Genomic DNA, 22,497 nt, shown 5'->3' with positions numbered 1-22,497 from the left:
TCGGCAACATCCAGCGCTATCTTGCAGACAATTCACGGCCGCACCAAACAGCATCCACACAGGACATCGAAAACCTCTGATCGGAACCGCCGATCAGCGAGAGTGAGCCACATTCCATACCGCAGAGAGCGACCCTGAAGTACCAGGCTATGAGGGTGTGACGGATCACCGGAAGCGCCATGCGGACGCAAGGCGCGGGAACATATCACAGAACCCTGGTCGGCATTTCTGTAACCACACAGATGCACAGCGACAGGACCCACGAAGGGCGCCTCCTTATACAGAAGAATTACGGCTTCCCCAAACCGGGGAACGCGAGCTACAACACCGCCATGCCAAAAAGCCCCGTCGAATCGGCCCCGCCGGAATCCGAACCGCGCGCAATATCGAGCGCCTGCGCCTCGCGCGCGACCTCTCCCAGCAGCAGCTCGCCGAGCGCTGCGCCGCCCTGGGCCGCCCCATGACCAACACTCTCCTCAGCCGCACCGAACGCACCCGCCGCCGCTGCGACGTCGACGACCTCGTCACCATCGCCACCGCCCTCGGCGCTGCCCCTGCCGCCCTGCTCCCGGCCTCCCTGGCGGCGGCGCGTGGCTGAGCCGTACGACCGCTGGCACAAGAAGCGGCCGCAGGCCGACGAGGAGAAGTGCACGGCCCACAACAAGGTCCCCTCTCGCGAACACGGTCGCGGCAAGAGGTGGTTGGCCCGGTGGCGCGACCCCGACGGCGAGCAGCAGAGCGAGAGCTTCGACCGGTACGAGGACGCCCGGCAACATCTCACCAAGATGCAGGGCAGCGTCGACGACGGCACGTACGTCGACCCCAGGAAGGGCGAGGCCCAGCTCAAGGCCGTGGCCGAGCAGTGGCTGGAGAACCAGACGTTCGGCAATCCCCGGACCTACGCCCAGTACGAGTCCCGCGTCCGCAACCACATCATCGGGCCGCTGGGCTCACTCAAACTGCGCCAGATCAAGTCATCCACCGTGCAGACCTGGATCAAGCGCCGGCTGCAGGTGCTGGACGAGACGACCGTCGGGCTGGTCTTCACGCACCTGTCGTCGATCCTGGCCATGGCCGTGGACGACGACCTGATCGCCAAGAACCCTTGTGAGACGGGGTCGGTGAAGCGCGTCAAGCCGAGGCGGTCGAAGAAGGCGGCGAAGGACGTGCCGTTGTCCTGGGAACAGACGGACGCCGTGCGCGAGCACCTACCCGACCGCTACCAGGCCACCGTCGATTGCGGCCGAGGACTCGGCATGCGGCAGGGCGAGATCTTCGGGTTCAGCCCCGAGGACGTCAACTGGCTGCAGAAGGACAAGATCGTCCACATACGCCGCCAGATCACCCACGACCGCGGCACGCTCGTCTTCGCCCCGCCGAAGGGTGGTACGGAGGACGACCCCAAGGACCGCTTCGTGCCGGTCGGCGACGAGTTGGCCGTGCGGCTCGCCGAGCACCTGCGCAAGCACCCGCCGGTCGAGGTCACCCTGCCGTGGATGACCAAGGACGGTGAGCTGGTCACCGTGCGCCTGGTGTTCACCACACGGGAGCGCAAGCCGCTGAACAAGAACTACTTCAACTACCTCTGGAAGGGTGCCCTGGAGGCGATAGGCGCGATAAAGGCCCTCAATGACAAGCCCGTTGGCAAGGGCCGCAAGTGGGAAGAGTGCCGCGACAAGATGATGCACGCCCTGCGGCACCTCTTCGCTTCCGAGGCGATCAACGAAGGTGTCGACGTCTACACCCTCGCCGACCTCCTCGGCCACGAGGATCCGGCGTTCACGCTGCGCCGGTACGTGCACCGCGTGACGGGCGCGGTCGAGAAGGCCCGCAAGGCGATCGGCCGACGCTACCGGCTAACCGCGTGAGAGAGGCTCACGCACGTCACTCGCCATCGAACAGCTCAGGCCGCCACTCCTGGATGTCCGCGTCGAGTCTTCCTTCGTCTACGTCCTGGAGGGCCGCCGCGTAACCGATCTCGATGGCCCGCAAGAACGCCTCAGGGACGTCCGTCGGCGCGTTGAGAGGTAGCCGCTGCCCGAGTGGAGGTTGTCGGCGGCTTCGGACACCGCACGAGCGTCCTTAACAGGCAGGCCGTTGATGGTCCGCACGGAACCATCGATCCTATGCTGATCGGGTGGAACTGACGTCGCGTCGGAAAGAGCACGCGTGCGCGTCGGCAGAGTCCGGGAACACACTGTTGGGCACTGAGGGGCAACTCCGGAGGCGCACATGCACCGCTCGACCGATGCCGGAGTGTCACGCCGCGCTGCGGTGCGCCTGGTCGCAGTCACCGCGCTGGCTTCCGCACTCCCCAGCGGCGAGGCCCTGGCCATAGGAGCAGTCCCGGCGGCACACCATGGCGACCACTGGGACGGTACTCGCAAAGGGCTGCGACAGCGGCTGGTGCGGGCGTTGCGTCAGGCGGGCTGGGTCTCCGTGACGGCCCAGGTACGTGAGGGCCGTGAACGGGTGGCGGTTGCAGTCGGCGCGGCGGTCGTGGGCACCGGTCGGCGGGTTCCGTTGGATGGGCGATTCCGTGCTGCGAGCATCACCAAGTCGTTCGTCGCAACCGTGGTGTTGCAACTGGTGTCGCAGGGGCGGCTTTCCCTGGCCGACCCGGTGGGCGTCTGGCTGCCCGGGGTGGTGACGGGCCACGGCAACGATGGCCGGGCGGTGACCATCCGCAACCTGTTGCAGCACACCAGCGGACTCCACGACTTCGCCGAGGACTTGCCCGACACACGACGTGGCTTCCAGGCCCGCCGCTTCCGGCACTGGGACGCGAACAGTCTCGTTGCGGGGGCGATGACGCACGCGCCCGATTTCGCACCCTCCTCCGCCGGTTCCCGGGATCCACGGTGGGCGTACTCCAACACCAACTACGTACTTCTCGGCATGGTGATCGAGCGTGTCACCGGCCGACCGTGGGCGGCCGAGGTCCACGAACGCGTCATCGTGCCGCTGCGGCTGCGCGGTACCCACGCCCCCGGCGACGACCCATGCCTGCCACCGCCCTTCGCCCACGCATACCACCGGTTCACCCCGCACGGCGACTGGCTGGACGTCACGCGGCAGAACGTCACATGGGCCGACGCCGCCGGGGCCCTGGTGTCCACCCGGGACGACCTGGACCGCTTCTTCACCGCCCTGCTCACCGGCGCGCTGCTGCCGCCGGACCGCCTCGCCGACATGCGTACGACGGTCAAGGCATCGGCCGCGATCCGTTCGTATTTCCCGGGGATGCGCTACGGGCTCGGACTGATGTCCCAGCCCCTGCCCTGCGGAGGCAGCCGCTGGGGCCACGGGGGTGACATCCACGGTACGTCCACCCGCGCGTGCGTCACCGCCGACGGTCACCGCAGCCTTGTGGTCACCGCCCACGGCACGTTTTTCGACCAGAAGCGGGTCCACGCAGCCGAGAGGGCCATGCAGGACTTCATCGACGCGATCATGTGCACCAGGCCGACCGGGCGGGTGCGGGACAGCCTGCTTCTCGATCAAGTCACCCCTGCTGGACGGACGCTTCCCACGCTCACGCAGGGTGGACAGGCTTGACCAGGGAGGGTTTACGCCCTCCTCGCCACCAGGCTCTGATCCGCACCAGCGCAGACGCCGTGCACAACCGCCGGACCTCGACCCGGACCGTGTCAGCTTCGCCCTCCTCCTCCAGACCGCCCGCGATCAAGTCGCCCATGGCCCCCTGGAAGACGTAGGCGCGCTTGTCGAACCGGGCCGCTGCGGCCCGGAAGCGGCGACGGTCATGCGATCCGTCGGACGCGCCCTGGATGCGCTGCCGAGGAGCGATCGAAACACCGGTCCGCCGCTTCTCCCCCGCGATGTGCACCGCTTGTGCACCGGCCTCCCTGTAAGACGTACGTCGTTGCAGGTCAGGACGGTTTCCCACCTCTACTTCGACATCTAGAAAGTAGAGCTCGAACTCGGCAAGCCGACGGAAAGGCTCAGAGCGGTTGCCTCCACCCGAGTGGAGGCAACCGCTCGTCGTCTGTCGCGACCCCTCTGCTTCATAGACATCCAGAGCCCAGCTGGATTCGCTATGTGGCCCAGGCTGCAGATCAGATACGCGTCTGGCTCGCCCACTTGGGTCCGCCATGGATGGTTGCCGACTGTCTTTTGCCGACCCTGGACCGTCAACGCGACACGGACGCTACCCCACCTCGCGAGCCGGCTCGGCCTCGAACGCCATGAGCGTCAGTGCTGTGACGTGGATGACGGCGTCCCACTCGTCCTGGGTCAAGTCCGGGAATTCCTCCAGAACACAGCTGGGGACAGGACAGCCACCAGCGCTCAGCACTACCTTCGCGAAGGCCGCCCCCGAGCGGCTCAGGCACAAGCGCGGCCCTTGCTGAGGCTCCCCGGTGCGCAGCACCGCGATGCTCTGAGCGGCGTCCTTGTTGTCGGGTGTCTCCGACGCGAAATTCAGGAGCGCGGTCCGCAATTGCGCAGTGAGTTCGTCCTGGTGCAGGTCAGGGCGTTCCGAAATGGCCGCCAGCGCCTGGCAGAATCGCTCTCTCGCTACCGACCGGGGCGGTCTCGGGGCGACCTGCGGCTGTTGGCCGGCATCGTCGCGCACAGGCTCGGGCTCCGACTGAAGACCCATGAAGATGAGCTTGGAGACCAGCAGTACGGCCTCCCACTCCTCCTGGCTCAGGGTCGGGCAACTCTCCTGCACCTGGGGCGGAAGGTCGCTCTGGTCTGCGTACAAGAGCACGTCCGGCAGCTCTACGTCATAGTCCGCAAGCCGAAGACCGAAGCTTCGTCCACAGGGGCGCTCCTCAGCGCCAAGGGTGACCAGCTCGACGCGCGAACGCTCGCCCAGCGCCTCCACAGCCAGTTCGCGCAGCGCGGTGGTGACTGCCGCACGGAGGTCGGCCTCGGTCGCGTCCCCCCTTTCGCCGACACGCAGCAGGGCATCGCGCAGGCGTCCGCGCGGCGATGACGGATTCATCGTCTCCTCCTACGGCCGCCGCCCGAGTCGAGCGGCTGGACGGTCGTCTTCTCCACGTACTTGTTGAACTCATCGATCTTGTCCGCCGGTACCGCGTAGCGACCCGGCTCGTTGGTCGGCTTGATCTCGTACTGCTTCAGCCAGGCCAACACTTCTGGCTTGCAGTGGAACTCCATTTTGTGGGTGTAATTCTTGCTCTTGCCCAGCGTGCCGGGGTTGACCTTGCCGGTCTGGGCGATCCACTTTGGCTGCCGTTCGTGGCCGGGCCTCGGGACAAGGCCCCCGTTCGGCTTCACTGCTGCGCTCGCCTTCGCTTCCGCCTCGCTGCCGTAGCGTTCGATGATGACCGGGCACTTCTTCTTCGCCAGGCCGAGTGGGTCGATCTCGGCGAAGGGATTGTCGACGTACCCGTGGGGGTCGGGGGCGGGCCCGAGGCCGAGCGGATCGGGGCTGAGATACCGTCCGGTAAGTGAGTCGTAATAACGGAACAGGTTGTAGTGCAGGCCGCTCTCACGGTCGTGGTACTGACCTGGGAAGCCGAGACTGCACCCCACCACCGTCTCGCGGGGATCAACGGGAAGCGGTGTTCCCCACAGCGTGGACCTGGAATGCCAGGCAATCGCGCCGTCTTCATCCACAAGTTCCGTGGGTGTGCCGACCAGGTCAGTGATGATGGAGTAGAACCGTTCGTCGAATTCCTCCTGCGTCGGCTCGGATCCGCCGGCAGCTCGGTCTACCTGGGTCAGGACGCGGTAGCCGACCGGGTCCCACTCCCAGCTGGTGACCTGGACACCAGCCGACCCTGAACCGCTGCGCAGCTCCTCGGCAAGAACGGTGCCGTCCCAGGTGAACGTGGTCTGCTCCACCACAGTGGTGGTGTCGCCGCTCAGCCGCTCCTTGGCGATGCGGCGCCCGAGGGGATCGTAGTGATAGCACCAAACAGTGCCGTCCGGGAGGGTGACCGTGGTGAGGCGGTCGTCTGCGTCCCAGGAATAGTGCCAGGTGCGGGTGCCTCCGGAGAGCAGCCTGCGGGATTGCTTGATGACGCGTCCCTGGCCGTCGTACTCATAGCTGGTGCGGCCTGCCTGACGGAGCAGGGTGCCGTCGTACGACCTCGTCCCCGAGGTGTCGTTGAGACTCGCCTGTCCGGCGGTCTGGCCTCCCGTGTAGGCCAGGTTGCCCGCAGTGTCATAGGCATAGTTCTCGGACCAGTTGTGTCCCGAGACGCTGGTGACCCGCCCCACCGGATCCAGATCGAAGGCACGCGTCCCCAGCATGGTGTCCGTGAAACCGAGCAGCTGATCGTCCGGGCGGTAGGCGAAGGTGCGGTGTCGTAGCGCAGTCTCAGGTATGTCGGCACCAGGCGGCGCCGACATACCTGAGAGGGTCTGGGCCGTCATACGGTTGGCCGGATCCCAGGTCTGGGAGAGGACCGCCGCACCGAGATTGCGGCGGATCTCCCGACCGGCGAGGTCGTGGCCGAACCTGACTTCTCGCCCAGCGCTGACCAGCGTTGCCGGCCGACCGGCCGCGTCGTAGGTCCATCGGCTCTCCACACCGCTGGGAGTACGACGCAGGGTGCGCCGGCCCAGCCCGTCGTAGCAGAATTCGATAACTGACGAATCCCGTTGCTCCGTCAGCAAGCGCCCTGCTGGGTCGTACGTGAAGGCCAGGTCCGTGGCGCCGTTCGCCGCGTACAGCAGACGGCCTTCGGCGTCGTAGTGGAATCGCGCTCCGCCGGCCTGCGTGGCTTCGCGGACAACGCGGTCGAGCAGATCGCGGGTGTAGCGCACGGTCTGGCCCGCACCGTTGGTCCGCGACGTCAGCCGGCCGGCCACATCGTGGGTGTAGCTGATGTGCCGTCCGTTGAAGTCGGTCTCTTGCACGACCCGGCCCAGCGAGTCGTAGGTGTAGCTCCACTGCTGCCCATGAGGGTTGGTGACGGCAATGAGTCGCAGCTCAGCGTCGTAGGCGAAGGTGAACCTGGCACCGTCAGGGCCCGTGCGGGCGGAGACTCGGTCGAAAAAGGTGTATTCGAAGGAGGTGGTTCCGCCGGCCGCATCGACGTGCTGGCGCAGGTTCTCCTCTGCGTCGTAGGACCACCGCTCGGTGTGACCGTCGGGCCGGGTGCACCAGGCCGGCTGTCCTTCCACCGTCCAGCCGAAGGCCGTCACCGCGCCCATCGGATCGGTCACCAGCCGGGGTCGGCCGAAGGCATCCCGCTCACATGTGGTCACGGCCCCCAGAGGGTCAGTGACGGATACCGGCAACCCGGCGGCGTTGGCGGTGAGACGGGTTGTCTGGCCGATTGCATCGGTAACGGCTGTGAGATGACCGAAAGAGCCGTACTCATAGTTGGTGGTCGCTCCGGCCGGATCGGTGATCTGCAGCAGGTTTCCGCAATCGTCGTACGCGTACTGCCAGCCTGAACCGTCCGCACCGACCATGAGCAAGGGCTGGTGGAGGTCGTTGTAGACAGCGGTCATCCGCGATCCATCGGGGCGGGTGACCGCGGTGGCGTCGCCCGCCGCGTCGTACTCCATCGTGACCGTAAGGCCCAGCGGGTCCGTCCGTCGCAGCAGTCGGTGGTACCGGTCCCATTCGAAGGTGGTGACCGCGCCCGAGGGGTCGGTCTCCTTTGTCGTCTGACCGCGTTCGTTGAGCTCGTAGACAGTGACCTGTCCCAGCGCATCGGTCACCCGGGTGCAGCGCGCCTCATCGTCATACACGAAGACGGCGTTGAGGAAACCGCCTTCACCTCGGGTCTCGACACAGCGCCCGGCCGCGTCGTAGAGGTAGTCGTACCGATGCCGATTCCGGTCGGTCCAGGAGGTGATCCGGCCGTCCTGGTCATACGTGAAGCCCATCGGTACACCGGACGAGTTGGTGACCTCGGCGAGGTTTCCGTTGGCGTCGTAGGCGAATGCAGTCAGCAGCAGTCCCGTCGCGGAGTCGCCCTCCACCCCCGCATTACCGGTTGGCTCGGTTGCTGTCAGTGCCACCGCGTCCGAGCTCCGCGCATCCAGCAGGCGCAGCCCGGTTATTCGTGGCCCAGCGGTCTCGACACCGATCCGGTATCCGCCGCTGTGCCAGACCTCGCTGGGGGTGCCGTCGTCGGAATAGTCGATGTCGATCTGATTCCCGTGCCGGTCGGTGATGGCCGTCAGTGGGAGCGGTGAGGCACTCCCCTCTCTCAGCTCACCCCTCACGTCGGCCAGCCTGGCGAAGTGCCAGGAGCGTCCCTCCTGCGGGTCGCTGATGCAGAGCCCACCGGGCGTTTCGGTGTCCCAGCTGAGCGGCCATCGGGGGCCTTCGAGGGGGAGGACCGGCTCGTCATGCCGGGGCACCGGGTAGACCAAGATCATGCCGTCTTCAGTGGCGAAGACGGCACCTTCGTCGTCGAGTTCGAGGCGCTGGTCGAGAGTCGAAGACCACGACGGGCCGAACCAGCCGCCACAGCGGTACGAGGACACATGGGTTCGCGAGAGCAGTAGCGGCAACACAGCCGAAAGGCTGACGTCCTCTTGAGCCAGGACCATCTCACCCGAGGCGATGTCGATCGGGTCGCTTCGACAGTTGCGGTCGTCCGCTGGGGTGCTGGTCTTGTCCGGTTCTGCTGCCCCGTTCCGCAGGGGCGATTTCGGTGAGCCGCTTCCCGGCTTCTTGCCGCCGGCTCGGTTACCGACCCCGCCGATGCCGCCCCCCGGGACTTTGGGGTCCTTCTTGTCGCCCTTGCCGATGCCCGTGAAGTGGTCGGCCAGCTTCCGGTCGTTGTCCTGATGGTTCTTGGCCATCTGCTTCACACCACGGGTCATGTTGTCGTCGAGGTGCTTGGCGGTTTTCTTGACGCCGTCCTCGATGCCGTCGATGACCTTGTCCAACATCGCGTTGGCCGCGTCAGCGATGGCGTCCTTGCCACGGGTACGCCCGTGGTGACTTCTGGCCCGGCCGATCTTGCCGCCTGCCTTGTTGCGGAAGGTGCCACCTGCGCTCTGCAGGCCGGTCACTACGCGGTCGTGCTCATCCGGATCGAAACTGAACCCTCCGCCGGCGCCTCCGCCCCCACTGCCACCGCCGGCACTGAGGAGCTCCATCGGGTTGTCCGCGGCCGATTTCGCGGAGTCCTTGGCATCCTGCACGCCCTGGTGGAAGCCGTCCTTGCCGGCTTTGGCGGTCTGCCCCAGGTCCACTCCGTCCTTGACCCCGAGGGCGTTAGCACCGATCTGGACGACCAAGTCGCCGACCATTGCGCCCAGGGCCTCCTCGACCGGCGTCAGGGCGATGCTGATGACCTGTTCAGCGACCTGCTGGCATACCTCCTTGAAGAGGCGTTTGACGATGACGCGGGTCGCCTGGGTTGCGGCCAGAGCTCCGACTTCGGAAAGGCCCAGCGTGAACGGTGCCGCCGCCTGCGCGGCGATCACTTCTGCGGCGAGGATGCCCAGCTGGACAATCGCGCCGATCTTCGCGCCCTCGATGAGGACCGCGACACCGTCCATGGCAGTGGCCGCCATCCGGCCGCACTCCCCCAGATTCTTGAGGTGAGTGCCATTGATCTTGCTCCAGTGAGCGTTGAGCGCCTCGACAGCCAACGAGCCACCCGCTGATCCCACCAATCCCTGGATGGCCGTGTGAGCTTCGTTGGCACCGTGGTCGATGTCATCGGCGAACTCCCGCATGGCATCGGCCATGTCCCGGTAGTCGTCCTCGTCAACGTTCGGCCATGAGACACCGATGATGTCGAGTACTTCGTCCGCCCAGCCAGGCAGCACTACACCCACGTAAGACCACTCCCCCGTTGACCATTCCTCAGATGATCAAATGCTGCCAGCTGGGCGAACGGCTTCTCAAGCGCCCTATGAGTCCTCGTGTGGCGCGTTTACCGAGATTGCCGTCGCCTCGTCGTGCGTATGCCCGTCATGGAAGCGGTGGATCACCTCGCTTCCACATCAGGTGGGTCCGGGCCGTGCGTGGCAAAGCGTCGACCTGTTCCTCTGTCGCTACCCAGTGCCAGCACCGGGAGGCCGGTCGAAACACCGCGTCGGACGCGCGCCAGGCACTCCGCCTGGCCCACAATGTGCACCGGCCGTGCACCCACCCAGCCTTCAGACGGAATCTGTGCAGGTCAGATCACTTCTCGTGCTGTACTACGACATCTAAGCCCGCCTCAGGTCAGAGCAGAATCCCCGCTCGCCTGTGTCGTCTGTGTCGTCTGTAGGCCGCCGGTCGTGTTCTCCCTGCTTCGGGAGGCGCGGGCGGCGGTCGTTTTCGTGGGTGTGGGTCGGGGGGCGGCGGCGGTCAGCGGGCGGTGCCTCGATGGGCGTAGGTCGGGAAGGGTGGCTCGGTGGGCTGGGGGGCGGCCGGGGTGGTGGGGGTGGTCAGGAGGGTTGCGGGGAGGGTGGCGAGGAGGGTGATGCCGATCGAGCACCAGAGGGTGGTGGAGTAGCCGGTCAGGGTGGCCTTGTTGATGATGTGGGCCAGCTGGGGCGGGAGGCTGTGGGCGTTGATGACCTGGCCGCTGCGGGCCGCTTCGGCGAAGGCCGGGGGGAGGCCGGGGACGGCCTTCAGGCCGGTGGCGACGGCTGAGGCGAGGATGCTGGTGAAGAGCGCGCCGCCGAGTGCGCCGCCCAGTCGGTCGGCCGTGTTGGTCACCGCGGCGCCCCCGCCGGAGTCCGGGGCGGCGATGCCGGCCGTCGCGAGGGAGACGAGCGGCGGCAGGGCCATGCCGAGGCCGAAGCCGGCGAGGAGCATGCCGGGCAGGACCAGGGCGGTGTAGTCGCTGTCGGGGGTGAGGAAGGTCAGCAGGAGCAGGCCGAGGGCGGTGAGGAGCAGGCCCGGCACGATGAGGTTGCGGGGCGGTACGCGGTGCTGCAGACGGGCGGAGACCTGGGTGGCGCCGAGGGCGATCGCGGCGACCGTGGGCAGCATGGCCGTGGTGGTGGCCATCGGGGAGTAGCCGCGGATGTTCTCCAGGTACGCCATCAGGGTCGGGAAGAGGGCGAGCGCGCCGGCGACGGTCAGGAAGAGGGTGAGGAAGGAGCCGATGCGGTTGCGGTGGTTGAGGGCGTATGGGGGGAGGAGCGGGTCGGGGGCCTTGGTCTGCCACCAGGTGAAGGTGAGGAGCAGGGCGGCGCCGAGGGCGAGGAGGGTGAGGACCAGGGGGTCCGTCCAGCCGCGTGGGCCCGTCTCCTGGAGGCCGTAGACGAGGGCGACGATTCCGGCGGAGCCGAGCAGCAGGCCCAGCGGGTCCAGGCGGGGGCGGGTGCGGGTCGGGCGGTCGTGCACCAGAGTGGCCGCGCCGATCACGGCGATCACGGCGAGGGGGACGTCGATGTACAGGCAGGGGCGCCAGCCGAGGTTGTCCAGCAGCCATCGGCCGGTGAGCAGGCCCACCGTCGAGCCGCCGGCGGTGAACGCGGCGTAGACGCCGAAGGCCCGGCCGCGTGCCTTCGGTTCGGTGAAGTTGACCGACACCAGGGCCAGTGCGGCCGGCGACAGCAGTGCGGCGAAGGCGCCCTGCAGGGCGCGGGCGACGACCAGCACGCCGCCGGTGGGGGCCGCTCCGCCGATCGCGGCCGCCACCGCGAAGCCGGCCAGACCGATGATCAGCATCCGCTTGCGGCCCATGAGGTCCGCGAGGTGCCCGCCGAGCAGGAGCAGCGCGCCGAAGGCCACTTCGTACCCGGTGAACAGCAGGCCCAGGTCGTCGGCGGCCAGGTGCAGGTCCGCCATGATGGACGGGATCGCCATGTGCAGGGAGGTCGCGTCGGCCAGCACGAGGAGCTGCACGAGAGCGATCACCGCCAGGCCCCACCAGCGTCTGGGGTGCAAAGGCGCTGCGTTGGGGGCCATGCCCGGGGGCGGGCCGAAGCCCTGCGGGGTGACGGGGTGTGCCTGGGCCGTGGGCGAGTAGGCCGGGAGTGGGGGTGGCGAGGGGTGCGAGGGGCCGGGCGGGGTGTGCGGGGCGGCGGCCGGCACCGGCGCTTCGGCGGGAGCGGCGACGGGGGTGCCGATGGCCGTTTCGGGGGCGTAGTCCAGCAACTTGGCGGCGTGGCGGCCGAGTTGGGCCAGTACCGCGCCCGGTAGCCATTCGCCGTCCGGGTCGGCCTCCGTGCGGGCCGCGACCTGCTGGAGGGTGGGGCGCTTGGCCGGATCCTTGTCGAGGCACTCGCGTACGAGGTCGACCAGCGGCTCCGGTACGCCGGCCAGGTCCGCCTCGTCCTCGGCGATCCGGAAGAGGTGGGCGTGCAGACCGGTCTCGGTGGCGCCGAAGAGCAGGCGCCCGGTGGCGGCGTAGACGAGGACGGCGCCCAGGCAGAACACGTCGCTGGCGGGGGTGAGTTCGAGACCGCGCACCTGCTCGGGGGACATGAAGCCCGGGGAGCCGATCAGCATGCCGGTGCGGGTGTGCAGGCTGTCCCCGGCGAGGGTGTCCATGGCGCGGGCGATGCCGAAGTCGATGACGCGCGGGCCGTCCACCGTCACCAGGACGTTGGACGGTTTGAGGTCCCGGTGGATCAGGCCCGCCTCGTGCACCGCCTGCAGGGCGAGGGCGAGGCGGTTGGCCAGCACTCGTACGGAGTTCTCGGGCAGCGGACCGAAGTCGTCGGCCACCACGGTGGTCAGGTCGGGCCCCGGGATGTACTGGGTCGCCACCCAGGGCACCGCGGCCTCGGTGTCGGCGTCGAGCACGTCCGCCGTCCAGGAGCCGCCGACCCGGCGGGCGGCCGACACCTCACGGGCGAAGCGCCGGCGGAACTCCGGGTGCTGTGCGTGCTCGTCCTGGACGACCTTGACCGCGACGGTCCGCCCTGCCTCGGAACGGCCCAGATAGACCAGGCCCATACCGCCGGCGCCCAGGCGGGCGATCAGGCGGTACGGGCCTATGTGCGTCGGGTCTGAGGAGATCAGCTGGTCCACAGGGGCAAGGTAATCGACGGTGCGGGCGCCGGTAGGGGATTCCACAACTCCGCCATCACGTTCGCGGGGTCACCACCTCGGCCGTTGTGGTGCCGTGGGGTCAGGGGCGGCCCAGGAGTTGGGCGCCGGCGGCGGTGTCGGTGCGGGCGGTGAAGTAGTCGGTGAAGGCGCGCAGGAACTCGTCCTCGGTGATCCGGCCGTCGCCGTCGGCGTCGAGCTGGCGGAAGCCGTGGTTGAGTTCGGCGGGGTGGACGCGGGAGCCGCCGAAGAGGACGCGGTACTCGTCGGCTCCCACCTGGCCGCTGCCGTCGGTGTCCGCGGCGCGGAAGAGGGCGCGCAGCGCCGTGTGCAGGCCCTTGTGCAGGTAGTCGGGGTCGCGGTCGGCACCGGCGACCATGGCGGCGGTGAACTCGGCCCGGCTGACGCGGTCGTCGCCGTCGGTGTCCATGGTGGCGCGGATGTGCTGCCACCAGGCGTCGAAGCCGGCGTACACCTCGGCCTCGGCCGCTTCGTCGAGTTCGAGCTGCCAGCAGACGTTGTGCGCCATGGCCTGCAGGTCGGCGGAGGTGAGGTACCCGTCGCCGGTCTGGTCCAGGACCTGGCGGAAGAACGCCTCCGCGCGCGCCCTCGGCGAGCCGCCGCGGTTGCGCCGGGGCCGCGGCACCCGGCCGGTCGCCGGGGCGTCGGCGCCGCCGTCGCCGGGTGGGGCGGTAGCCGGGCGGGCGGCGGGGGCGCCGGTCGGGGGGATGCGGTAGCGCAGCCGGTCGGGCAGGCGTGTCATGGCCCGGCGCATGCCGTGGTGCAGCGTCCAGGACAGCGCGGCGGCGCTGCGGGTGCGGGGCAGGTCGAAGCGCTCACGGAAGGCCGGGGGCAGGTCGGCGAGGGTCAGGGCGGTCAGGAAGCGGGCGATGAGGCGGCGCAGCAGCGGCCAGGCGGGCCCGAGGCGCCCCAGGCGGCGGGGTGCCGGGGCCTGGCGCAGCATCGTGAACAGCAGGTCGTGCACGGCGTCGCTGTACTCCAGGCGTTCGCGGATGGTGCGGTCCATGTAGGCGGGCACGTCCGCGGCGGTCTTCGGGAACAGCTCGTCCGGCAGGCCGAACTCGGCGCACACGGCGCGGAACTCGGCGTACAGCCCGTCGAGTTCGGCGGGGCTCATGGGGTCGCCGGACAGCTCGCGCATCGCCGTCATCGATTCGTACAGCGTCACCAGGACCCAGACCCGTACGGCCGGATCCAGTGCCGTGAACGGCCGGCCCTGGTCGTCGATGCCCTGGATGCGGCGGTGCGTACGCTCCAGCCGGGCGATCTCCCGGCGCAGGCCCTCGCGGTCGGAGAAGAACAGCCGCTCGCCGCTGTCCATGGTGTGCTCCATCCGCCGCCAGGGGTGCGCCCGGTAGGTCGAGAACCGCGCGGCGCCGGCGGCGACGGCCGGGTCCGCGTTCTGCAGCACCAGCAGCCGCCATGCCACCAGGGCGATGCGCTTCTCCGCGAGGGTGCGGCGCAGCAGGGATTCGGGACCGGTCGGGGCGGTATGGGTCACTGGCGTCTCCTGGGGGTGTGAGGCGTCCATGCGCATGATCGGATAGGCGCATCGCGGTACAAGTAACGTCCGGGTGGGGCCCGCGGAGACGCCTTCGGCCGCGAAACCACTCGTCAGGGCGGTGCGGCAGCGGGGGCGCGCTGGGCCGGTGGGCCGGGTTTCCGGGCGGGTGGCTCCCGGCGGGGCACAATGGCGTGATGCCCGAATTGCCGGAGGTCGAGGCGCTCGGCCGGTTCCTGGACGATCATCTGGCCGGCCGGACCGTGGCCGGTGCCCACCTGGCCTCTGTCCATGCGCTGAAGACCTACGATCCGCCGCTCGGCGCCTTGGAGGGCCGGGCGTTCGACGGTGTGGGGCGGCACGGCAAGTTCCTGGATCTTCGGGCGGGGCAGCTGCATCTGGTCGTCCATCTGGCCAGGGCGGGCTGGGTGCGCTGGAGCGACCGGGTGCCGGCCGCTGCGCCCCGCCCCGGCAAGGGGCCGCTGGCGCTTCGGGTGCGGCTCGCCGAACCCGCAGGCACGGGCTTCGACGTGACCGAGGCGGGGAGCCAGAAGCACCTGGCGGTGTATGTCGTCACCGATCCGCGGGAGGTCCCCGGGATCGCGCGGCTGGGCCCCGACCCGCTTTCCGCGGCCTTCACCCCGGCGTCGTTCGCCGGGGCGCTGAAGGGCGAACGCCGCCAGATCAAGGGCGTACTGCGTGATCAGAGCGTGCTGGCCGGGATCGGGAACGCCTACTCCGACGAGATCCTGCACACGGCGCGGTTGTCCCCGTTCAAGCCGGCCTCCGGGCTCGGCGAGGAGGAGGCGGCCCGGCTCTACGAGGTGATCGGCGCGACGCTCGCCGACGCGGTCGAACGGTGCCGAGGACTGGCGCCGGGGGAACTCAAGGCGGCGAAGCGGCGCGGCCTTCGGGTCCACGGGCGGACGGGGGAACCCTGCCCGGTCTGCGGCGACACGATCCGCGAGGTGTCCTTCAGCGACTCCGCGCTGCAGTACTGCCCCACCTGCCAGACCGGGGGCAAGATCCTCGCGGACCGGCGGCTGTCCAGACTGTTGAAGTAGCCGGACCGGCGGGGCCGCCGGCCCCGGTGCGGGGTGGCGGCCCGTCGGCTCCGTGCGGGGTGCGGGGCGGTGCCGGTCAGTTCCCGGACCGGTCGGATGCCAGCAGGTCGCGCAGTTCGTCCACGGCCTCGCGGAGGTGGTCGGCGAAGCGGTGCATCTGGTCGGCGACCGGCATCGGCGTGCTCAGGTAGAGGTGGAAGCGCTCGGGGAGCAGGACGTAGGCGACGCCGATGCAGCGGCTGCTGGTGGAGCCGAAGCCGAAGTACTGGATGTGGGTGGAGGGGGCGGAGCTGGTGCTGAGGTAGTCGTCGCGCAGGGTCAGCCAGCCGGGGGTGCGGTAGAGGGCGGGCTGCTCGGTGACGCCGAGTTCCGGGCCGCGGCGGCGCTGGATGAGTTCCAGTTCCCACAGGTGCTGTTCGGGGGCGTCGCCTGCCTGGCATTCCTTGGCGCGGGTGACGTGTGCCCGGGCGGCGGTGCGCAGTGCGGCGCGGCGGGTGTCCGGGTCGGTCGCCGGGTCCTCCATGGCGGCCACGAAGTCGACGATCTCGGGGGTGACGACGCGCATCGCCTCGGTGCGGCCGCGGCGCCACTGCCGGGTGGCGATCGACTCGTAGGTGGCGCCCAGGCGGCCCTTGGCGCGCTGGTGGGCGAGTTGGTAGGCGAGCTGGACGAAGGCGTCCGGGGAGACGCCGAGGGACTTGGCGGTGTTGGCGCCGAAGTCGTCGAAGGAGACGGCGCGGGTGGCGGTGTCCGCGCCGTACCGCGCGAACGCCTCGGCGGCGGAGCGCACCTGGGCGCGCAGGGCGTCGTCCAGGTGGAAGGTGATCGGCTGGAGGGCGGGCACGCCCTGGGAGCGGGCGCCGGACGCCCGGGAGTGCTCCTCGGCCGGGGTGGACAGCAGGGCGTCGACGAAGCTGAGGATGGTGGTGCCGTCCAGCTCGCAGTGCTCGACGTTGATGCCCGCGCGGCCGTCGGCGAAGACGACGAAGGAGACGGCCTTGTCGAACCAGCGGTTGCCGCGGTCGCCGTGGAGCAGTTCGTCGCAGGTCTCCTGGGTGTCGGCGGGCGCGAAGTCCTCCAGGCAGACGCAGAAGAGGGCGGTCTCGACGTCGTCCAGGGCCTCGGCGTTGCGGGGGTGGTGCGCGAGCAGGGACGCGCGGGCGGCGGCCCACTCGGCGCGGGCCATGGTGGTGAGGTGGCCGACCGGGGCGTCGGCGCCGGCCGGCTTGCCGCCGTCGAGTACGGCGCGCAGCCCCGCCCGCAGGTCGTCCAGGCCGTACGGCGTGCCGTCCGCGCCCAGTACGTCCAGCTTGACCATGCCGCCCCGGAAGAAGACCACGATGTGCCGGGCGTCGGACGGGCCCGGCCACTGCGGGGTGTACGGGGCGCGGACGGTGTCCTGTTCCGCGCCGGGGATGCGGGTGGTGGAGAACAGGTACTTGTTCTGCTCCATGGTCTGCGGCACACCGCGCTGGACCACCGGAGGGATCAGCTCCTGGTCCAGCCGGTGCTTGTAGTGCAGGGCGGCGGCGATCAGGCCGGCGGCCCGCTCCACCTGCGGTTCGGCCGGCGGCTGCGCGGGCGCGGCGTCCTGGAAGAGGAAGAAGAAGTTGGCGTTGAGCGCGATGCGGTCCCGGCGGCCCAGGTAGCGGTACGGCCAGAAGGTGTCGAGCCAGCTGTGGACGCCCTCGGTGGCGTCGTACTCCTCCAGCGCCGCCTGGAGCACCCGGCCGGGGCCGCCGGGGCGGAGGTAGGCGGTCACTTCGGCCTCGGTCGCCGCCAGTTCGTCGGCGGTCAGCAGCGGTGCGCACCAGGCGAGGAACCGCTCGCAGCTCTCCTCCAGGGAGGGCAGCGGCACCCGCGGGAGGCTGTCCTCCAGCGCGAAGGTGGGCGTGGCGCCGGGGGCGGGCGGAGCGGTGGGCGTGGTCGGGGTGGGTGCGGCGCCCTGACTGTTGGTCACGTACGGTCTCGATTCGGCTTGTCGGTGGGTGCGGGGGCTGGGGCGGGTCGGGGGTGCGGGGTGCGGGGTGCGCCCCAGGGGACCTGACAGAGCCTGCTCCTTGCGGGAGGTGAACCGGCGCCGTTTGAACTGCTTTTGGCACGTCGCGGCGGACGCCCGACCGGCAACCGCCCGCCCGGGTCCGCGAGGAGCACCTCCCCTAGGGGTGCGGGGCGGCGCCTAGTCCAGCAGGCGGTCGCTGCGCACCGCCCGCTTCTCGGCGGCCAGGTGCTCGGGGCGCACCCGGCCGAAGAGCTGCCGGGTGCGGGCCACGCTCCCGATGACGCCGGGGCGCTCGCTGTAGGCGAAGATCGCCGAGTGGCGGGCGACCTCGCCGTGGACGGGGCTGACCCGGTGCAGTGCGTAGCGGCCCTTGAACAGCTGCAGGTCGCCGGGCCGGAGGGGGAGGCGGTGCACCAGCCGCTCGCCCCGGCCGTGCAGGACGTCGCGTACGTCGTCGAAGTGCTCGTCCTGCGCGGACCTGATGTTCGGGCAGTACTCGAAGACGCCGCCGGACTGCGCGTCCTGGGTGAGCATGCTCACGGTGAACTCGTTGGTGTCGAAGTGCCAGGGGTGCTCCTTGCCGGGCTCGACGACGTTGAGGACGAGCCCGGAGAGCGGGTCGGCCAGCTCGTGCAGCTGCGGAAGCCGGAAGCAGCGGGCGACGAACTGCTGGAACGCCGGGGCGGAGTAGAGCCGGCTGATGAGCGAGTCCGCGGGGATGCGGTCCCGGGCCACGAAGGCGTTGCCCCGTTCGAAGGCCGTCCGGCCCGGGTGGTCCGCCGGCAGGTCGGTGTCGACGGCGATGTTGTAGACGTTGACGGTCTCCACGTCGAAGTGCGCCCGGGGGGCGAGCGCGGAGCACTCCTCGCGCAGCACCTCGCGCAGCGCCGGGTGGATGAAGTCCGGCAGCACGGTGCAGCCGAGGGTCTCCAGATCGCGCCGGGCACGGGAGACCAGGGCCCGCCCCTCGTCGCTCTCCGGTTCCGACAGCGGGTAGCGCGCGGTGTCGACCACCTGGTCCAGCGTCAGGGTCGTGGCGTGCAAGGTGCTCATGGATTCCTCTCCGCGAGCGCACCGGCCAACCTCGTTCGGACGTACGGCCGTTCGGTCGGCTCGTGCGGTAACTGCCCTGTCAAGAAGCTCAGTTGAGCGCAGTTGAAGCTGCCATAACACCAGCGGTGTTGTCTGTGACAAGTCACACGATGGAGTGGCGCATAGTCATGCCGGGCCGACGGTGCGCCACCCGGAGGCGCCGCCCAAGGGCCGTGAGGCCCCTTCGAAGACCGCGAGGACCCCGTGCCGCCGCCTCGCGGGGCCCTCGACGACCCTCCTGCCCGGACCTCCACAAGATCCACACCTACACTTTCGAGTGAAGGGTTCGGCCATGTGGGCGTCCCCCGTGTAACTTCAGCCACACCCGCTAGCCCATTAGCAGCGGGCATTGCACCTTGTCAGCGACACAGTGGAAGTTGCATAAAGACCTTGAGCAAGCTGCGCTACGCCTTCACCGCCCTCACCGCACTGTCCCTCCTGGCCGCGATCATCACGGCGGCCGCCGGCGAGCAGGCGGCACCGGCCCCCCGTCAGCAGCTGGCGGGCGGCGCGGTCACCGGCAAGCAGGTGATGTGGTGAGGCGCGGGACGGCGGTCGGCGGTCAGGACCCGATGGCGGTCGGCAGGGTCAGCAGCCGGTCGAGGTCCGCGGCTTCCGCGGTCGCGCCGAGCTTGCGGTAGAGGGCCAGCGCGCGTTCGGCGTACGGGCGGGCCGCGTTGATGTCCTGTACGCGCAGCAGGGTGCGGGCGATGCCCGCCAGGGCGTGGGCGGCGCCCAGGGGAAAGCCGAAGGTCTGCGCGATGTCCAGGCCGCCTCGGTAGGTCTCCAGGGCGGGGCCGGGCTGCCCGGCCGAGCGCAGGGTGTCGGCGATGCCGATCAGGGCGCGGTGCCGCTCGTAGGGGCTGTCGATCCGGCGCGAGACCTCCTCGGCCGCGCGGAAGTGCGCCAGGGCCTCGTCCGTGCGGCCGGACTCCACGCAGGCGGCGCCCAGGCTGGTCAGCGCGTTCACCTCGCCGACCGCGTCGCCCCGGGCCCGGTGGCTGGCCAGGGCGCGGCGGAAGCAGACGCGGGCCAGGCCCGGCTGTCCGGTGACGCGGTAGACCGTGCCCAGGTTGGTGTCGAGGATGGCGAATTCCTGTCGCCCGCCGAAGCGGCGCACCTGGACGAGGGACTGCTCGTAATGGCGGCGGGCCTCGTCGTACCCGCCCTCCGCGAAGTAGATCTCGCCGATGTTGTTGAGCGCCTTCGCCTGGCCGTGGGCGTCGTCGAGGTCGCGGTGGATCGCCAGCATCTCCTCGAAGCGCCGCATGGCCTCGGTGTACCGGGCGCCGAAGATCAGCGCGGCGCCCTGCACGTTGAGGCTCTCGGCCACGCCGTAGCGGTCGCCCGCCCGGCGGTAGAGGTCCAGAGCCCGGTCCATCTCCTGTAAGCACGTCTCGCCCCGGCCCGCGGCGAGATGGGCGCGGGCGGTTTCGAAGAGGGCGTCGGCGCGGCCGTGGGTGTCGTGCAGCTCCTCGAAGAGCAGCCGGGCCTCGGACGCGCAGCGCAGCGCCTCGCCGTGGTTCTCCTGGGCCAGTACGCCCGCGCGCTCCACCAGGGTCTGGGCGAGCGCCAGGCGGTCGCCCCCGGAGCGCAGGGCGCGCTCCGCGGCGGCGGCGAGTTCGGCGGTGGTGTCCCGTGCTCCCCACAGCCGCAGGGAGTAGGCCAGCACATGGGGGAAGAGGACGGCGAAGTCCGGGAACTCGCCGGCCGCCGTCCGCGCCACGGCCAGGAGGTTGGCGCACTCCACGCTCAGCCACACCGATGCCGCGTCGGCCGGGTCGCCGGCGGCGGTGTCGGTGAAGTCCGATGCGTACGGCGAGATCTGTGCAGGGCCGATGGGGCGCCGGCGGCGGCGCGGGTGGGCGAGCCGGTCGGCGCGGTCGGCGGTGGTCAGGTAGTACGCCATGAGGCGGCCCAGCGCGGCGCGGCGGGCCGGCCCGGAGTCCTCGCGACAGGCCAGCCGACGGCCGAACGCCCTTGCCAGATCGTGCAGTTGATAGCGGTCCCGGACGGGCTCGTCGAGCAGATGGCGGTCCAGCAGCTGGTCGGCCGCCTGGCGGACCTCGGCCGGATGCGCGGCGCACAGCGCGGTCGCCGCCGCGAGGGTGATGTCGGGGCCGGGGTGCAGCGCCAAATGCCGGAAGAGCCGCTGTGCGGGGGCATCGAGATCGGCGTAGCTGAGCCGGAAGACGGCCGCCACCCGCTCGTCGAACTCGTCCAGCCGGTCGGTCGCGTGGGCCAGGCGGTGGGCGACGTACTCCAGGTCCCAGGTGTCCCGGTGCCGGAAGCGGCTGGCGAGGAGCTGGACGGTCAGCGGATGGCAGCCGCAGAGCTGGACGACGCGGCGCAGCGCGGCGGTGTCGGAGGCGCGGGTGCCGCCCACGATCCGGGCGAAGAGCGCACATGCCTCCGAGACCGGCAGCACGTCCAGGTGGAGGGGTGTGGCGCCGTCCAGCTCGGTGAGGCGGTTGCGGCTGGCCACGATCGCACAGCAGGTCGCGGCGCCCGGGAGGAGCGGGAGCACCTGCTCCGCGTCGCGGGCGTTGTCCAGGACGACGAGCACCCTGCGATGGGCGGTCCACTCCCGCCAGCGGGCGGTCCGCTCGTCGAGGCCAGCGGGCAGCGGCTCGGCCACGCCGGCGCTGCGCAGCAGGGACGCCAGCGCCTCGGCCGGTTCGTAGGGCGGCTGGTCGCTGTAGGCGCGCAGGTCCAGATAGAAGCCCCCGTCGGGGTAGTCCGGGCGCATCCGGTGCGCGGCATGGACGATCAGTGTCGACTTACCGACTCCCGGCATGCCGTGGACGACGGTCAGCGGCAGGGCCGTCCCGTGGGCGTCCTGGGACGGGCCGCCGAGCAGGAGGCGCAGCTCGCCGCCGCGCCCGGTGAAGTCCCTGGTGTCGCGCGGGAGGGTGCTGCCCCCGCCCTTGGCGGCCGCGGGGCTCCCCCGGCCGTCCGGCCCCTCGGCGGGTGCCGCGGCGGGCCCGGGAGTCGCGGCCGGGCCGGCTAACAGGAGGGTGGGGTCCTGGGCGAGGATCCGGCGCTGCAACTCCCGCAGTTCCGCTCCGGGATCGATGCCCAGCTCCTCGCTCAGCCGGCGGCCGGTGTCGCGGTAGAGGGCCAGCGCCTCGCCCTCCCGGCCGGAGCGGTAGAGGGCCAGCATCAGGGCCGCGACGGCCTGCTGGGCGAGCGGGCTGCGGGAGACGATCTCGTGCAGCTCGCCGATGAGGTCGGCGTGCCGGCCCAGCTCCAGTTCCAGCCGGATGCGTTCCTCCCGTACCCGCCGGTGGTCCTCGGTCAACCGGGCGCGGGCCGCGAGCGCCCAGTCGCCGCTGAACTCCGCGAACGGCTCCCCGCGCCACAGGGCCTCGGCGGTGTGCAGCAGCCCGACGGCGAGTTCCCGCTCACCGCGCCGGGCCGCGGCACGGGCGTCCGTACGGAGCCGCCGGAGCCGGGTGAGGTCGACGTCGTCGGCGTGGCGGACGCGCAGCCGGTAGCGGCGCGGGGAGGGGCGCTCCACGCGCGCCAGATCGCCGACGGCGCGGCGCAGCCGGGAGCGCAGTCGCGACAGATAGCTGTGCAGTGTCTCGACGGGCGTGCCGGGCAGGGCGTCGTCCTCCCAGACGTGTGCGACGAGGGTGTCGACGGCGACCGGGTCCCCTTGCGCGTACAGGAGCGTGGCCAGCACGCAGCGCTCCTTGGGTGAACCGAGTGTGTGCTGACGGCCCTGGTGCCACAGCTCCAGAGGTCCCAGCGTCAGAAGTTCCACCATCGCCCCCCGGATGGTTCTCCTGCCTCCTGCCGCCCCGGCAGTTCCCGCGCAGGTGCACGGTGCATCCGATTCACTGTTGCGGCCGGGGCGGATCGGCCGGAGGGTGCGGGCCGGGGCGCACTGTCGCGCGAGGGGCGC

General features: G+C 70.3%; 12 protein-coding genes. 5 read left to right on the top strand and 7 right to left on the bottom strand.

Annotation, left to right across the window (positions count from 1 at the left end):
- Positions 1 to 157 precede the first annotated feature (157 nt).
- The 3 genes from ACZ4NB_RS32245 to ACZ4NB_RS32235 all read left to right on the top strand — a co-directional run bounded on the left by ACZ4NB_RS32245 (position 158) and on the right by ACZ4NB_RS32235 (position 3,558).
- The gene (locus ACZ4NB_RS32245) at positions 158 to 598 is read left to right on the top strand and encodes a helix-turn-helix domain-containing protein (protein WP_467666588.1); all 441 of its coding nucleotides are present in this window, start codon (positions 158 to 160) and stop codon (positions 596 to 598) included.
- On the top strand, positions 591 to 1,868 hold the full coding sequence (locus ACZ4NB_RS32240) for a tyrosine-type recombinase/integrase (RefSeq protein ID WP_467666587.1): 1,278 nt from the start codon (positions 591 to 593) through the stop codon (positions 1,866 to 1,868). Before ACZ4NB_RS32245 ends, ACZ4NB_RS32240 begins: the two co-directional genes overlap by 8 nt.
- A gap of 364 nt (positions 1,869 to 2,232) precedes the next feature.
- On the top strand, positions 2,233 to 3,558 hold the full coding sequence (locus tag ACZ4NB_RS32235) for a serine hydrolase domain-containing protein (RefSeq protein ID WP_467666586.1): 1,326 nt from the start codon (positions 2,233 to 2,235) through the stop codon (positions 3,556 to 3,558).
- 610 nt (positions 3,559 to 4,168) lie between these two features.
- On the opposite strand, the gene ACZ4NB_RS32230 is transcribed toward ACZ4NB_RS32235, so the two are convergent.
- The 4 genes from ACZ4NB_RS32230 to ACZ4NB_RS32215 form a co-directional block, all read right to left on the bottom strand.
- Positions 4,169 to 4,969, bottom strand: coding sequence for a hypothetical protein (locus ACZ4NB_RS32230; RefSeq protein ID WP_467666585.1), 801 nt, complete (start codon positions 4,967 to 4,969; stop codon positions 4,169 to 4,171).
- Positions 4,966 to 9,750: a DUF6531 domain-containing protein gene (locus ACZ4NB_RS32225; RefSeq protein WP_467666584.1), complete on the bottom strand. Its 4,785-nt coding sequence runs from the start codon at positions 9,748 to 9,750 to the stop codon at positions 4,966 to 4,968. The genes ACZ4NB_RS32230 and ACZ4NB_RS32225 overlap by 4 nt, the downstream gene beginning before the upstream one ends.
- 517 nt (positions 9,751 to 10,267) lie before the next feature.
- Positions 10,268 to 12,889: an MDR family MFS transporter gene (locus tag ACZ4NB_RS32220; protein ID WP_467666583.1), complete on the bottom strand. Its 2,622-nt coding sequence runs from the start codon at positions 12,887 to 12,889 to the stop codon at positions 10,268 to 10,270.
- 100 nt (positions 12,890 to 12,989) lie between these two features.
- Positions 12,990 to 14,429: an oxygenase MpaB family protein gene (locus ACZ4NB_RS32215; protein ID WP_467666582.1), complete on the bottom strand. Its 1,440-nt coding sequence runs from the start codon at positions 14,427 to 14,429 to the stop codon at positions 12,990 to 12,992.
- Positions 14,430 to 14,626: 197 nt separating this feature from the next.
- On the opposite strand from ACZ4NB_RS32215, the gene ACZ4NB_RS32210 reads away from it, so the two are divergent.
- On the top strand, positions 14,627 to 15,493 hold the full coding sequence (locus ACZ4NB_RS32210) for an Fpg/Nei family DNA glycosylase (RefSeq protein WP_467666581.1): 867 nt from the start codon (positions 14,627 to 14,629) through the stop codon (positions 15,491 to 15,493).
- Between the two features lie 76 nt (positions 15,494 to 15,569).
- Here ACZ4NB_RS32210 and ACZ4NB_RS32205 read toward each other — a convergent pair whose 3' ends face one another.
- Positions 15,570 to 17,372: a choline/carnitine O-acyltransferase gene (locus ACZ4NB_RS32205; protein WP_467666628.1), complete on the bottom strand. Its 1,803-nt coding sequence runs from the start codon at positions 17,370 to 17,372 to the stop codon at positions 15,570 to 15,572.
- Positions 17,373 to 17,672: 300 nt separating this feature from the next.
- The gene (locus ACZ4NB_RS32200; protein WP_467666580.1) at positions 17,673 to 18,548 is read right to left on the bottom strand and encodes a HalD/BesD family halogenase; all 876 of its coding nucleotides are present in this window, start codon (positions 18,546 to 18,548) and stop codon (positions 17,673 to 17,675) included.
- Between the two features lie 429 nt (positions 18,549 to 18,977).
- On the opposite strand from ACZ4NB_RS32200, the gene ACZ4NB_RS32195 reads away from it, so the two are divergent.
- A complete protein-coding gene (locus ACZ4NB_RS32195; RefSeq protein WP_467666579.1) occupies positions 18,978 to 19,127 on the top strand; it encodes a hypothetical protein in 150 nt (49 codons plus the stop codon).
- 22 nt (positions 19,128 to 19,149) lie between these two features.
- Here the strand turns inward: ACZ4NB_RS32195 and ACZ4NB_RS32190 are convergent, their stop codons facing one another.
- Positions 19,150 to 22,359 (bottom strand): AfsR/SARP family transcriptional regulator, encoded by a 3,210-nt coding sequence (locus ACZ4NB_RS32190; RefSeq protein WP_467666578.1) that lies wholly within the window; start codon positions 22,357 to 22,359, stop codon positions 19,150 to 19,152.
- Between the last annotated feature and the right edge of the window lie 138 nt (positions 22,360 to 22,497).

This window comes from Streptomyces sp. NPDC026575 (assembly GCF_055567415.1).
Note: the sequence above shows the minus strand (reverse complement) of the source record. Positions and strands in the feature narration are given on the sequence as shown.

Coding starts and splice junctions, on each gene's coding strand:
- ACZ4NB_RS32230 (WP_467666585.1), bottom strand. CDS start 4,969: ATGAATCCGTCATCGCCGCGCGGACGCCTGCGCGATGCCCTGCTGCGT.
- ACZ4NB_RS32200 (WP_467666580.1), bottom strand. CDS start 18,548: ATGAGCACCTTGCACGCCACGACCCTGACGCTGGACCAGGTGGTCGAC.
- ACZ4NB_RS32210 (WP_467666581.1), top strand. CDS start 14,627: ATGCCCGAATTGCCGGAGGTCGAGGCGCTCGGCCGGTTCCTGGACGAT.
- ACZ4NB_RS32235 (WP_467666586.1), top strand. CDS start 2,233: ATGCACCGCTCGACCGATGCCGGAGTGTCACGCCGCGCTGCGGTGCGC.
- ACZ4NB_RS32190 (WP_467666578.1), bottom strand. CDS start 22,359: ATGGTGGAACTTCTGACGCTGGGACCTCTGGAGCTGTGGCACCAGGGC.